The sequence below is a fragment of the Paenibacillus sp. ACRSA genome (genome assembly GCF_022346845.1).
In the GTDB taxonomy this organism is placed as follows: Bacteria; Bacillota; Bacilli; order Paenibacillales; family Paenibacillaceae; genus Paenibacillus.
In genome coordinates this window covers 1-13,317 of sequence record NZ_JAKRNP010000012.1, presented here as the reverse complement: position 1 = coordinate 13,317, position 13,317 = coordinate 1, and the positions used below count along the sequence as shown (strand labels likewise).

At 44.6% G+C, this 13,317-nt stretch carries 13 protein-coding genes; all 13 read left to right on the top strand.

The features are described 5' to 3' along the window. The first annotated feature begins 86 nt into the window (after positions 1-86). The 13 genes from MH215_RS24250 (at position 87) to MH215_RS24190 (ending at position 12,700) form a co-directional block, all read left to right on the top strand. Positions 87-1,337: an Rne/Rng family ribonuclease gene (locus tag MH215_RS24250; protein ID WP_145049929.1), complete on the top strand. Its 1,251-nt coding sequence runs from the start codon at positions 87-89 to the stop codon at positions 1,335-1,337. A gap of 155 nt (positions 1,338-1,492) precedes the next feature. Next, positions 1,493-1,804 carry a 50S ribosomal protein L21 gene (gene rplU, locus MH215_RS24245; protein WP_056697947.1) on the top strand — a complete coding sequence of 104 codons (312 nt, stop codon included), beginning with the start codon at positions 1,493-1,495 and terminating at the stop codon, positions 1,802-1,804. Positions 1,805-1,818: 14 nt separating this feature from the next. Further along, a complete protein-coding gene (locus tag MH215_RS24240; RefSeq protein ID WP_239293672.1) occupies positions 1,819-2,148 on the top strand; it encodes a ribosomal-processing cysteine protease Prp in 330 nt (109 codons plus the stop codon). Between the two features lie 23 nt (positions 2,149-2,171). Further along, positions 2,172-2,483, top strand: a complete 312-nt coding sequence (gene rpmA, locus MH215_RS24235; RefSeq protein WP_056697942.1) for a 50S ribosomal protein L27 — start codon at positions 2,172-2,174, stop codon at positions 2,481-2,483. A gap of 151 nt (positions 2,484-2,634) precedes the next feature. Beyond that, a complete protein-coding gene (locus MH215_RS24230) occupies positions 2,635-3,372 on the top strand; it encodes a Spo0B domain-containing protein (protein ID WP_056697940.1) in 738 nt (245 codons plus the stop codon). 17 nt (positions 3,373-3,389) lie between these two features. After that, positions 3,390-4,700 carry a GTPase ObgE gene (gene obgE, locus MH215_RS24225; protein ID WP_239293671.1) on the top strand — a complete coding sequence of 437 codons (1,311 nt, stop codon included), beginning with the start codon at positions 3,390-3,392 and terminating at the stop codon, positions 4,698-4,700. A 313-nt stretch (positions 4,701-5,013) separates the two neighbouring features. Next, a complete protein-coding gene (locus MH215_RS24220; RefSeq protein WP_056697934.1) occupies positions 5,014-5,451 on the top strand; it encodes an ACT domain-containing protein in 438 nt (145 codons plus the stop codon). A gap of 103 nt (positions 5,452-5,554) precedes the next feature. Beyond that, on the top strand, positions 5,555-6,841 hold the full coding sequence (locus tag MH215_RS24215; protein WP_056697928.1) for a homoserine dehydrogenase: 1,287 nt from the start codon (positions 5,555-5,557) through the stop codon (positions 6,839-6,841). Between the two features lie 96 nt (positions 6,842-6,937). Next, entirely contained in the window at positions 6,938-8,008 is a 1,071-nt protein-coding gene (gene thrC, locus MH215_RS24210) for a threonine synthase (protein ID WP_056697925.1), read from the top strand. Beyond that, positions 8,005-8,973 carry a homoserine kinase gene (thrB, locus tag MH215_RS24205; RefSeq protein WP_239293670.1) on the top strand — a complete coding sequence of 323 codons (969 nt, stop codon included), beginning with the start codon at positions 8,005-8,007 and terminating at the stop codon, positions 8,971-8,973. Before thrC ends, thrB begins: the two co-directional genes overlap by 4 nt. Further along, positions 8,970-9,851 (top strand): prephenate dehydratase, encoded by an 882-nt coding sequence (gene pheA / locus MH215_RS24200; RefSeq protein ID WP_239293669.1) that lies wholly within the window; start codon positions 8,970-8,972, stop codon positions 9,849-9,851. Before thrB ends, pheA begins: the two co-directional genes overlap by 4 nt. A 143-nt stretch (positions 9,852-9,994) precedes the next feature. Beyond that, a complete protein-coding gene (ilvE, locus tag MH215_RS24195; RefSeq protein ID WP_056697918.1) occupies positions 9,995-10,879 on the top strand; it encodes a branched-chain-amino-acid transaminase in 885 nt (294 codons plus the stop codon). Between the two features lie 198 nt (positions 10,880-11,077). Then, positions 11,078-12,700 (top strand): LysM peptidoglycan-binding domain-containing protein, encoded by a 1,623-nt coding sequence (locus MH215_RS24190; RefSeq protein ID WP_239293668.1) that lies wholly within the window; start codon positions 11,078-11,080, stop codon positions 12,698-12,700. The last annotated feature ends 617 nt before the right edge of the window (positions 12,701-13,317 follow it).

Sequence of the window (13,317 nt, the reverse complement as noted above, 5' to 3'; positions counted from 1 at the left end):
CATTGGGGTAATACATGTACATATGGGTATTGCAATGATATAGAAATGGATGTGGATGATGTGAATTGTCTTCTAGAGGTGAAGCCATGAAACAAATGATTGTACATAACGAACATAACCTCATGCAAATGGCGCTTCTGGAAGAAGGCAAAGCTGTGGAGTTTACAGCAGAGCGTACACGAGAGCGAGGGCTGCTAGGCTCCTTTTTCAAAGGGCGTGTAGTCAACGTATTACCGGGTATGCAGGCTGCTTTTGTGGATATTGGTCAGAGAAAAAATGCTTTCCTATACGTTGATGACGTGTTGCATCCTCACTTGGAGAAACAGCCTAAAGTGAAGCCTTCGATCTCAGAATTGCTTCGTCCGGGTCAGGATGTGATTGTTCAGGTTCTGAAGGAACCCGTAGGAAGTAAAGGAGCGCGGGTGACGACTCATTATTCACTGCCGGGTCGATGGCTTGTCTATATGCCGATGGCAGATTATATAGCCGTGTCTAAGAAGATTGCCCGCGAAGGGGATCGTTCACGCCTCAAAGCACTTGGTGATCAGCTCAAGAGGGATGAAGAAGGGCTTATTATCCGCACCGTATCTGCAGAGGAACAGCGTGAGGCGATTGAATCTGACCTTGAAACATTGCGTGAGCAGTGGCGTTTGATTCGTGAAAAAGCGAATAGTTTGCCTTCTCCAAGCTTGCTTCATCGGGATCAAAGTATGGTACAGCGGATCATCAGGGATGTATACACGCCAGGCAGTGATGTGGTGATTACGGATAGCGAGGAGCAAGCCCGTGAAGTGACAGCTCTGCTTGAGGAGATCAGTCCAGGACACCAGCCACAAGTACAGGTACACCGGGGGCCAGAACCGATATTCGCCGCTTATGGGGTGCAAGAGCAATTGAACAAGGATTTTGCTCGTAAGGTGTGGTTACCCGGAGGTGGTTATATTGTTATAGAGCATACAGAAGCGCTTACGGTGGTTGATGTAAACACAGGCAAATACACTGGAGCAGGTGGAGATAGTCTTGAGGAGACTGTGACGGAAACGAACATGCAGGCGGCGATTGAGATTGCGCGTCTCATGCGGTTAAGAGATATCGGTGGCATGATTATCGTAGATTTCATTGATATGACGGAAGCCTCGAATCGTCAAGAAGTATCCGCAGCACTGGAGAGTGAGCTCAAGAAGGATCGCACCAAAGCGTTTGTAATGGGCTGGACCAAATTGGGACTGTTGGAACTAACGCGTAAAAAGGTGCGTGAAGAGAGCACTCTACCTTATGTAGAGCTATGTTCATCCTGTCATGGGACGGGGAAAAGATATATTTCACCTTTGCATTGATTTTTAATATATTGCGTGATATAATCAGCAGGTATGTGTTTAGCCTATTTGGTCTTGCACATGCTGTAACCGCACTGGCCGGGTACAAGAATGGTTCCGCAAGGAGCTGTCACCTGAGACCGGGCGAGTCTGAGACATGAGGAGGTGCAAGGCAAATGTACGCAATTATTGAAACAGGTGGTAAACAGTACAAAGTCCAAGAGGGCGATGTTCTGTTCATCGAGAAATTGACTGCGAACGATGGCGAAAGCGTAACGTTCGACCGTGTCCTGGCTGTATCTAACGATAAAGGTTTGACAGCAGGTACACCATTGGTTTCCGGAGCTACTGTAACGGCTAAAGTGGAGAAACATGGCAAAGGTCAAAAGGTTGTTGTATACAAATACAAACCGAAAAAGAACTACCATGTGAAGCAAGGTCACCGTCAACCGTACACTAAAGTAACTATCGAAAAAATCAAAGCGTAAGGTAGGTGCGATAAGTGATTATCGTTCAAATCTTTCGTAATGAGGATGAGAGCATCGAACGCTTCTCAATCCAAGGGCATGCTAATTTTGCCAAGCGGGGAGAAGATATCGTATGTGCCGGGGTATCTGCTGTTACAGTAGGTACAGTTAACTCGATTGAGGCATTGACTGGTATCGAGATGCATACCAAAATGAAGAATGGCTTTTTAAGTGGTTCTTTACCTTCGCTTCCAAAAGATGAAACTTTTTCTCAGGTACAATTGTTACTCGAATCCATGGTAGTTATGCTCACTAATATTGCAGAGTCATACGGTAAGTATATTAAGATAGAGCAATCCAAATAATTTAAGAAGGAGGAAAACCAATCATGTTGAAATTAAATCTTCAGTTGTTCGCATCGAAAAAAGGTGTAGGTTCCACGAAGAACGGACGTGACAGTAATGCACAACGCCTTGGCGTTAAGCGTGCTGACGGCCAAAAAGTAACTGGTGGTAGCATTCTCGTTCGCCAACGCGGAACGAAAATTCACCCAGGTACTAACGTGGGTATCGGTAAAGATGACACTTTGTTTGCGAAAGTTGACGGCGTTGTGAAATTCGAACGTTGGGGACGCGATCGTAAAAAAGTAAGCATCTATCCTGTAGACGTTGCTCCAGTAGCAGCTACAGTAGAAGCATAATATCGGCATTCCGCCTAAGGAGCCTTCGGCATTTTTGCCGGAGGCTTTTTGTATTTTAAGAGTAATCGCTAATGAACTGACAGAAAAGACATGTTATACTTGGATACGGTGGGGTTAAACTAGCCGAGTTAGTGTAGAACGGGGAGAAGCCATGAAATCTTGGAAAAGAGTGCCGTGGATTGCGGCATGTTCACTTCTGATTCCTTTGGTTTTCGTTATGCTGTATCCATCAGTCATTTCAGGTATTGTGTGTGCGTTGTGGTCCGTTGCAGTGCTGGTGGTTTCGCTCTATCTGATGAACAGACAAGCGGAGGCAGAACGCAGAACAATTGTACAATCTATGGAAAAAACAGCAATCGCATCATTAAATCATCATCGGCATGACTGGATGAACGATCTTCAGGTATTGTATGGATATCTTCGACTAGGCAAACTTGATAAATCAGTACAATGTGTGGAAAGAATAAAGGAACGGGTTACTGAGGAAAGCCGAATTTCAAAATTAGGTATTCCTTCACTCGTGTTTTACCTGCAATCTTTCCGAGCAAGTGGAGTTGCATTGGAATTGCATGTTGAAGTTGAGGAAGAGTTGCAGCTTAATGCTCTGGTTTCTCCCGAGGATGGCGAGTCACTAACGGGGGCGATTGCGGATGCAATTCGAGCCTATCAATTTGGCGGCGGCCGGTCGTCTTGGGGAGAGGTTCGCAAACTGACCTTGAGCTTCGGACAGGATCATGGAGATGTGGTTGTCCGATTGGACGGGGATCAAACACCCGATCCAGAAACGGTACGGCATCTTGAGGCCGTACTTAAAGGGAAAAAAGTCAGAACGGAGCAACTTCCGTCTGAGGATACGTTTATACAATTCCGAATGCCGTGTGGAATATAGGAAGAAGGGGTTAACCAATGTTTGTAGATAAAGCGAAGATTTATGTGAAAGCCGGAGACGGGGGGGACGGAATTATTTCGTTCCGTCGTGAGAAATATGTACCAAACGGCGGACCTGCCGGGGGTGATGGGGGCAGAGGAGCAGACATCATTTTCCGCGTAGATGAAGGTTTGCGGACGTTGATGGATTTCCGTTACCAGCGACACTTCAAGGCTCCACGTGGTGAAAAAGGCCGTAACAAAAGTCAACACGGTGCCAATGCGGAGAATATGATCGTTCGTATTCCGCCGGGAACAGTCATTGTTGATGAGGACAGCGGCGAAGTATTGGCCGATCTGACACGTCACGGTCAGCAGGTTGTTGTTGCCAAAGGTGGTCGAGGTGGCCGGGGTAACATTCGTTTTGCGACACCAAATAACCCTGCACCTGAACTTGCTGAGAACGGTGAAGAAGGCCAAGAACGATACATCGTGCTTGAACTTAAAGTAATGGCAGATGTAGGACTTGTGGGTTTCCCAAGTGTCGGCAAATCGACATTGCTATCTGTCGTTTCAGCAGCTAAACCAAAGATCGGTGCATATCACTTTACAACAATAACACCTAATCTGGGTGTGGTTGGTGTGGGCGAAGGTCGTAGTTTTGTCATGGCAGATTTGCCAGGACTCATTGAAGGTGCGCATGAAGGGATCGGACTTGGACATGAGTTCTTACGCCATGTTGAGCGTACCCGTATCATTGTGCATGTGGTTGACATGTCTGGTTCAGAAGGACGCGATCCTTTTGAAGACTGGCAAAAAATTAACGATGAATTGAAACAGTACAATCCTGCATTGGCTGAGAGACCACAGATTGTGGCAGCAAACAAAATGGATATGCCGGAATCTGCAGAGAATCTAGAAAAGTTCTTGCAACAGGTTCGTGAGATACATCCGGATATTGAAGTTATGCCAATTTCGTCGCTTACTCGCCAAGGGATTCAAGAGCTGTTGTACCGTGCGGCTGATCTGTTGGATCAGATCCCGGATGAACCGGTTGTTGAAGAAGTAGCGGATATTTCGGAACGTAAAGTGTTTAGTTTGGACAAAAAAGAGGATGAAGGTTTCCGCATTGTGCGTGAGAATGATACCTTCATTGTTGAAAGTGCCAAAATTGAACGCATGATGAAACGTATGCAGCTGAACTCACATGAGGCAATCCTCAAACTTGCGCGTACATTGCGTTATATGGGTGTGGATGATGAGTTGCGTAAACGTGGTGCAGAAGAGGGTACGATTGTACGGATCGGCGACTTTGAATTTGAATTCGTCGAGAGCAGCAGTTACTACTAAAGCGTCATTCACGTTGGATCGATGCATAATGTGAATTAAATAATTGCACAGAGCAGTGGGATATCAACCCGCAGTTCTGTGCTTTTTTGTTTTTATATAAATGAAATCAGACATTTACATGAGAACGGTGAAGGACAGAGAAAACAGTGTAGATAGGTTTTAGTTCAATGGATATAACATAAACGTGGGATAAGCTGTATACTGTGAAGAACATATTTTTAAAAAATAGACATGTAATGTATTGCCCTTTTGCGCTACATCCTATATAATGTCCACTATATGAATACATGAGTCTTTGAGGAGAGGACGTTCTGTGAACGAACGCTATTACTTGGTACGTGAAGACATTTTGCCTGAAGCTGTCGTGAAGACGATGCAAGTGAAAGAACTTCTTGCTGCGGGCGATGTCAAAACGGTGCATGAAGCCGTAGAGCAGGTTGGATTAAGCCGCAGTGCTTTTTATAAATATAAGGACGGCATTCATTTGATCAATCAATTGGAGCGAGAACGAATCGTTACCATTTCTATTGATCTGGAGCATCAGTCTGGAATATTGTCTCGTGTGTTAGGACATGTGGCTGGTTATGGTGCTAACGTTCTTACAATTAATCAGAGTATTCCTCTTCAAGGAAGAGCGAACGTTGTTATTTCAGTAGAAATATCGCATCTTCACGGAGAGATTGGAGACATGTTGGAGCAAATGCAGGAAATGCCTGGTGTTCGTCGCACCCGAATTGTAGGGCAAGGTTAACGAGACGTTATTTTCATAACGTTCAATATAGGTCGAACAAGTTGTTCAGATGTACAACAGTGCAGAGGTGACAGTAAGAAGAGATATAGGGGGTATGTCGTTAGTGAAACCAGTAAAAGTAGGATTGTTGGGTTTGGGAACTGTAGGTACAGGGGTCGTTCGTATCGTAGAGGGGAACCAGGAGGATCTGAGTAGTCAGGTCGGCTCTCCCATTGTTATTGAGAAGATTGCTGTAAAGAATACAGAGAAAGATCGCGTTATTGCCGTTGATCGTGCAAAGCTTACAGAAGACCCTTGGGAAGTTATTCGACATCCCGATATCGATGTAATCGTCGAAGTTATGGGTGGGATTGATCAGACGAAAGCATACATTCTGGAAGCGCTGGAACGCGGCAAACATATTGTAACAGCGAACAAAGATTTGATGGCTCTGCATGGGTCTGAGATATTGGCGAAGGCACAGGAGAAACAATGTGACGTATTTTATGAAGCCAGTGTAGCTGGTGGAATTCCCATCATTCGTACTCTAATTGAGGGATTCTCGTCGGATCGAATAACCCGAATTATGGGTATTGTTAACGGCACAACGAACTATATTTTGACCAAAATGAGTCAGGAAGGCGCCTCATATGAGGAGGTCTTGTCAGAGGCTCAGGCACTTGGTTACGCAGAGACTGACCCTACCTCAGATGTAGAGGGACTGGATGCCGCTCGTAAAATGGCGATATTGAGCACATTAGGTTTTCGTACCAATGTTGAGCTGCAGGATGTAACAGTCCGCGGTATATCATCCGTGACTCGTGAAGATATTACGTATGCTAGAAGACTTGGATATGAAATGAAGCTACTCGGTATTGCTGACCGTCAAGATGACGAGATCACGATTAGTGTTCAGCCTACGATGGTTAGACAAAATCATCCGATTGCATCCGTTAATGGGGTATTCAATGCCGTTTATGTTCATGGTGAAGCGGTAGGTGAGACGATGTTCTATGGTGCAGGAGCAGGAGAGCTTCCAACAGCAACGTCTGTAGTAGCTGACATCGTGGCTGTCATCAAAAACTTAAAACTTGGCGTAAATGGTCTTAAAGCGATCGTGCCTTATAAACCTAAACGGCTCCAAAGCGACGAACAGATTTTGTCGAAAAACTTCATCTTGTTGCATGTAGACGATAAGGCAGGGGTACTCGCACAAATCACGCAAATTTTTGCAGAATATGAGGTAAGTCTGGCGTCGGTTGTTCAACAACCTAATGAGACTAACCCTGATGCCGAGATTATTATTGTTACCCATAACGCAAGCAAGGCTAGCATGGACAAGGTGCTTAGGCACTTTGAATCACTTAACGTTATTCGCCGAATTAAGAGTGTATACCGAGTTGAAGGCTAACATTCAGCATTGAATCACAATACATGCAATGATCTATCAATAATGAATCTATGGAACCCAATTTGGAACTTTAAACGACAAAGGAGCTTACTTACAATGAGATATCAAGGACTACTGCAAACTTACAAAGAATACCTTCCGGTTAATGAAAATACACCTATGCTTACGCTGCAAGAAGGAAATACACCTCTGGTTCATGCAGAAAATCTGTCCAAAGAACTTGGCTTGAACTTATATTTCAAATATGAAGGCTTGAACCCCAGTGGTTCATTCAAAGACCGTGGTATGGTTATGGCTGTAGCAAAAGCAATGGAAGAAGGAAGCCGCACGATCATGTGTGCTTCAACAGGTAATACGTCTGCTGCTGCTGCTGCCTATGCGGCTCGCGGTGGTTTGAATTGTATCGTGTTGATTCCGAATAACAACATCGCTCTGGGTAAGCTTGCTCAAGCTATGATCTACGGAGCTAAAGTTATTGCGATCAATGGTAACTTTGACCGTGCCTTGGAGATTGTTCGTGAGATCACAGCCAAACATCCCATCACGCTTGTAAACTCTGTCAATCCGTTCCGTATTGAAGGACAAAAGACAGCTGCATTTGAAGTGGTAGATCAATTGGGTCAAGCTCCTGACGTATTGGCGATTCCGGTGGGTAATGCGGGGAATATCTCTGCATACTGGAAAGGATTCAAAGAGTATAAAGAGGCAGGTAAGTCGAATTCCTTGCCACGTATGGTTGGTTTTGAGGCTGAGGGTGCTATGGCTATCGTTAAAGGTGAACCGATCCTGGAACCTGAAACTGTGGCTACAGCGATTCGAATTGGTAATCCAGCAAGTTGGAAAACAGCGGTTGCTGCAGCTGAAGAGTCCGGTGGACAGATCAACTACGTAACCGATGAAGAAATTTTGACAGCATATCGCACCATTGCGGCTCGTGAAGGTATCTTTGCTGAACCTGCATCTGCTGCTTCGGTCGCAGGAGTATATAAATTGAAACAAGAAGGATACTTTAAAGGTGGAGAGACTGTTGTCTGTGTATTGACAGGTCACGGCTTGAAAGATCCAAATATCGCAATTAAAACAGTAGCAACGGAACCGCTTGTTGTGGAAGATACGGAAGAAGCGGTTATGGCGGCGATTGCACAACTGGAGCAACAATCCGTATGAGCCTGAAACAAAAAGTTACAGTCAAAGTACCTGCAAGTACAGCAAATTTAGGCCCAGGGTTTGATACCCTGGGTATGGCTTTATCTTTATATGCCTGGCTTGAAATGAAACCTGCTGAGCAGACGACCTTTCATCTACATGGAGAGCATCTAACTGGTTTACCTACGGATAAATCTAACCTGATATACGAGGTTGCACAGATGGTATTCAATGAAGCAGGAGTCTCCGTTCCCGAACTGGAGATTTCCATGCTGTCCAATATTCCACTTACACGTGGTTTAGGGAGTAGTGCATCCGCCATTGTTGGTGCTCTAGCCGCAGCTAATGCGTTAATTGGGTCACCTTTATCGGACGCGAAGCTCTTGGACATGGCTACTTCGCTGGAGAAACATCCAGACAATGTAGGTGCTTCCTTGTATGGCGGGATTATCGCAGCGGCCTGGGATGGAGATCATGTAGATCATATTCGTATTGAGCCAGCTCAGGATTTAGAAGCATTAGTGATTGTCCCAGACTTTCAACTATCCACAACCCAAGCGAGAGGTATCATTCCACAGCAATTCGGAATGTCTGATATTGTGCACAACATCAGCAGGTCTTCTCTTTTGGTTGCTGCACTTTCGAGTGGGCGTTTAGATATGATTCATAAAGCGATGTCCGATCGTTTGCATCAACCTTACAGAGCTTCGTTAGTTCCAGGGATGGCAGAGATTTTGGAGTATGCGGTAGATCATGGGGCGCTAGGTGCTGCATTAAGTGGTGCTGGTCCAACCGTCATAACCTTTGTAGATCGCCATAGTCAACGAAAAAATGAACTTGAGCAATATTTAATCGATACCATGGGGCATGAAGGCATCACGGCGACAGCGATGTGGCTTGATCCGGATCTCAATGGTGTTACGGTGTTGCCTGATCAAGAAGACACACCTTTTTTGCACAGAGTTAAAGGGGACGTTAATGCATGAAACGAATTGCAGTATTGCCAGAAGGTTCAGTCTCCCATGAAGCAGTCGATTTCCTGTTTAATGGTGAACCGTTAGAATTGCTTCACTCCAAACTCATTTCAGATGTTTTCCGTGCGACAGATAGCGGGAATTCTCAATATAGCGTCATTCCAATTGAAAATACGATTGAAGGCTCGGTTAGTCTACATATGGACTGGCTCGTTAATGAAGTGGATATTGCGATGCAAGCCGAATGGGTATACCCATCGATTCAGAATGTTATCGGACATGGCTCGGAGTTCAGGAACGATGAGGATGGATATGATTTTGGAAAAATCACCAAGCTCATGTCTCATCCGGTAGCCATCCCGCAGTGCCAGAACTTCATTCGTACACATTCCCCTGATGCGGATCTAGAGGGTGTGAACAGCACAGCAGAGGCGGTGGAGCTGGTTAAGAAGAACCCAGGTAAAGGCTGGGCTGCAATTGGTACAAGATTGGCTGCTCAGAAGCATGGCCTGGATATTATGGCTGAGCGAGTTACTGATCATGATAATAACTACACTCGGTTTGTTTTGATTGGCCATGAGCCTGTTCAGATTCCGCGTGAACCGGATCATGTAAAGACGAGTCTATTGGTTACATTACCTGAGGATGCACCGGGTGCTCTTCATCAGGTGTTGTCCGCGTTTGCTTGGCGTAAGCTGAATCTGACCCGACTCGAATCGCGTCCAACGAAGAAGCGGCTCGGTAGTTATTATTTTTATATTGATGTAAAAGAAGCTGTTGATTCTGTGCTGCTGACGGCAGCGATGGCAGAGATTGAGGCTTTGAATTGTCAGGTACGTGTGCTTGGCAGCTATCCTTGTTTTACTTATCCGACTTTGAAGACAACCTAATCATAGGACGGATTTATAGAGGTTGGGACTAAAAATGGGGTAAATCTCACACGTGAATGCTTGTCAATTGTTGTACAATAAGTGAATCAGATGATATTTTTCGTGAGTGAAGGATAGGACATTTAACGGAGGTGCAGTCATCCATGTCAGAACAGTGGATTTATTTGGACGGTCAATTTGTGACCAAGGAGAACGCAACTGTTTCGGTATACGATCATGGTTTTTTGTATGGAGATGGGATTTTCGAAGGTATCCGGATATATAACGGAAACATTTTTAGATGCAAGGCGCATTTGGATCGATTGTATGATTCAGCAAAATCCATTAATCTCAATATCCCTCTGTCTTATGAAGAAATGTTAGACGTGATGGCTGAAACAGTACGTCGTAATGATATGCGCAATGGTTATATTCGTTTAATTGTTTCGCGGGGTCCTGGTAACTTGGGATTAGATCCACTGCGTTGTCCAAAGGCCTCTGTGATTATTATTGTAGAGCAATTGGCCATTTATCCGGAGGAAGCCTATCTTACTGGTCTGAAAGCTGTGTCTGTCTCCCAACGTCGTAACATTCCAGATGCACTTAATCCCAAAATAAAATCGTTGAACTACCTTAATAACGTACTTGTCAAAATCCAGTCCAACTATGCAGGTGCTGGTGAAGCAATCATGTTGAACTCTCAAGGTTATGTTACTGAAGGTTCTAGCGATAACATTTTTATTATCAAAAATGGGGTTGTCTACACACCGCCTTGTTACCTTGGTGCCTTGGAAGGGATTACGCGTCAGGCAATTATTGATCTATGTGGTGAGCTGAACATTGAGTTGAAAGAGATTCCATTTACCCTCCATGATGTGTACATCGCGGACGAGGTCTTCTTCACAGGTACGGCCGCAGAAGTCATCGCTGCTTATGAAGTTGATGGAAGAACGATCGGTTCAGGGGTTGCAGGCCCGATAACATTAAAACTTCTTGAAGCGTTCCGACAAATTGTGGACAAAGACGGATACAAAGTTTGGGAAGCCTAAACAACGAATATAGCTGAATTTAGAACGTGAAATCCTTCTGATCTATCAGGGATCGTCATACTCAAAAGTATGCGGTTTTTGAAGAGAGAAGGATTTTTTTTGTTTAGGTGATGTCATTAGCCTAATTTCTGCATAGGATGTAGTAACGGTATGGGCGAATGCACTGCCCAAGTATCACGTCTAGGAGGTTAGTTCCCAGTGAAAATACACATGGTGAAAAAAGGCGACACATTGTATCTGCTGTCCCAAAAATATAATGTGGCGCTCGACAAAATTATTGCGGCTAATCCGCAAATCAGTGATCCTGATAAGTTGGATATTGGGATGAAAGTAAAAATTCCTGCTGCACCTGTGACACCCAAACCCGAGGGAGTATTACACAGTCATAAAGTTCAGCAAGGAGATTCGTTGTGGAAGTTGTCGCAGGCATGGGGAGTCCCGCTGAAGGATATGATCAATGCCAATCCACAACTGAAAAACCCAAATGCTCTTCTGGTGGGGGAGACAGTACACATTCCTTCCATGCAAGTTCAGGGCAACACAGGAACAGACATCGGAGCGAGTAATGTTGCAGCTCATGAAAAGCTCTCCCCTGAGGGAAAAGAACATACAGGTGTAAAAGAGGAGCCGGTAACACCGGAAGCTCCAGTGCCATCATCCCCACCACCTACACCGGTGGTACCTGAACCAATCAAAGAGCAGCCTGCTCCAACGTCTAAGCCGGCTAATCCCGTGCCACCTAATGTAATGCCTGAACTTGAAGTGTTACCTCAGTTACCTGAAATTCCAGATGTTAAGCCAACGAAGGAACCGGAGAAAAAAGAAAACCTTGCGCCAACGGCACAAGTGAAACCTCTTCCAGAAGCTCCAAAGTATACAATGCCGAATCTGTCACCTGAAATTATGCCTTTGCCAGCTATACCGAATACAAAAGCTCCAGTTGAAGTGTCACCTGCGACCAAATCTCCATGTGGTTGTGGAAGTAAACTTCACCATGCACCAGCAGAATACCCATATACCCAGGTTCCTGTGCCTGCACAAGAGGTGTATACTGCGGAACAAGCAACGTATATTGCTGGGCATAGTAACAATGCTGGGTTCCCAGGGATAACGGATATAAGTCCATATGAGGTGCAATACTTATCATCAAATAATGAACCGGATTTTAATCATAACAATACAATGCCAAATTCTGCTCCTGTGGTGGCTAATAATGCATATCCGCAAGCACCTTCTGCTCAAGTGAATAGCCCGTTCCCATCTTTCGCCGCGGAGCATTCCATGAATCAGCCGCCATTTATCTCTCCTTATTCTGTACTTCCATATCCGCCATGTGGATGCGGAGGACATACACATGCACCGAATTATGGTCACGTAGCTCCAGGGTACAATGATCCTGCTTGGGGAATGTATAGTCCATATGGCGGGCATCCCAATATGGCTCCATCTGTAGTTCCGTATCAACCTGTTGAGTACGCATATCAAAATCCGTATCCATCACAAAATATGGTGCCGCCATCCCCGCTAGGTGCTTTTGGTGAACTATATCCATCCCAAGAGCATACTGGGGGTAAGAAAGGTGGTCGTGAGGAAGCTAATCTTAGTCAGACCAACTTCGAAAGTGACGACAATTACAACAATAGTGGCAAAGCGAAACAATCGGCTGGGAAAAGTGGGGTAGCGAAACGAAGAACTGCCAAGCCAGCAGGCAAAAGAACTTCTAAAGTATCGGTATCTTCTAAAGAAGCTGAAGCTCGTAAAACGCAAACAAACAAACGCAGCTCAGCAAAAAGCCGCCGTAATCCCTGGATACAGCAATAAGGGTAGTAAGCAATTAATGAGATGAGTGTTTGATTTAGTTCAAATAAAGAGGGTCAACCGTTACGGGTTGGCTCTCTTGGACTATGTCGTTGATAATCACTTTGAGAAAGCAAGTATTATAGAAGCGTAGAGAAGGATAAAAAACATTACCATGCATCTGACTATATTAAAGTGCACACTTAAATAAATTGAAGAAAAATGTAAATCAATTGGAAAGTTCGCTGCAGCTATGATAGAATAATGACTACGTGATAACGATGCGGTTTTTAAAAGTTAATGAGGTGTTCAGGAGACTGAATCTACTAAATTAATTAATTTCAAAAAAACTGTTGCATTGGATTCACCGATATGATATATTATTTAAGTCGCCGCTGAAACACAGCGCTGATGAAGAAAAAAAGTTTGATCTTTGAAAACTGAACAACGAGTGAGTAATGATCTTGCTTGCAAGATCGACGCTGAGAAATCGTACATGTCTTCGGACTGAATGATTTCAAAGCACAAATGAGATTTTTAATCTCGTCAGATTCAAAATGAGCTAATCGCTCTTTTCAATACTTTATTGGAGAGTTTGATCCTGGCTCAGGACGAACGCTGGCGGCATGCCTAATACATGC

Bases quoted from the DNA above. Each gene is read 5' to 3' on its own strand.
- MH215_RS24250 (WP_145049929.1), top strand. From the start codon at position 87: ATGAAACAAATGATTGTACATAACGAACATAACCTCATGCAAATGGCG.
- rplU (WP_056697947.1), top strand. From the start codon at position 1,493: ATGTACGCAATTATTGAAACAGGTGGTAAACAGTACAAAGTCCAAGAG.
- rpmA (WP_056697942.1), top strand. From the start codon at position 2,172: ATGTTGAAATTAAATCTTCAGTTGTTCGCATCGAAAAAAGGTGTAGGT.
- MH215_RS24230 (WP_056697940.1), top strand. From the start codon at position 2,635: ATGAAATCTTGGAAAAGAGTGCCGTGGATTGCGGCATGTTCACTTCTG.
- obgE (WP_239293671.1), top strand. From the start codon at position 3,390: ATGTTTGTAGATAAAGCGAAGATTTATGTGAAAGCCGGAGACGGGGGG.
- thrC (WP_056697925.1), top strand. From the start codon at position 6,938: ATGAGATATCAAGGACTACTGCAAACTTACAAAGAATACCTTCCGGTT.
- thrB (WP_239293670.1), top strand. From the start codon at position 8,005: ATGAGCCTGAAACAAAAAGTTACAGTCAAAGTACCTGCAAGTACAGCA.
- pheA (WP_239293669.1), top strand. From the start codon at position 8,970: ATGAAACGAATTGCAGTATTGCCAGAAGGTTCAGTCTCCCATGAAGCA.
- ilvE (WP_056697918.1), top strand. From the start codon at position 9,995: ATGTCAGAACAGTGGATTTATTTGGACGGTCAATTTGTGACCAAGGAG.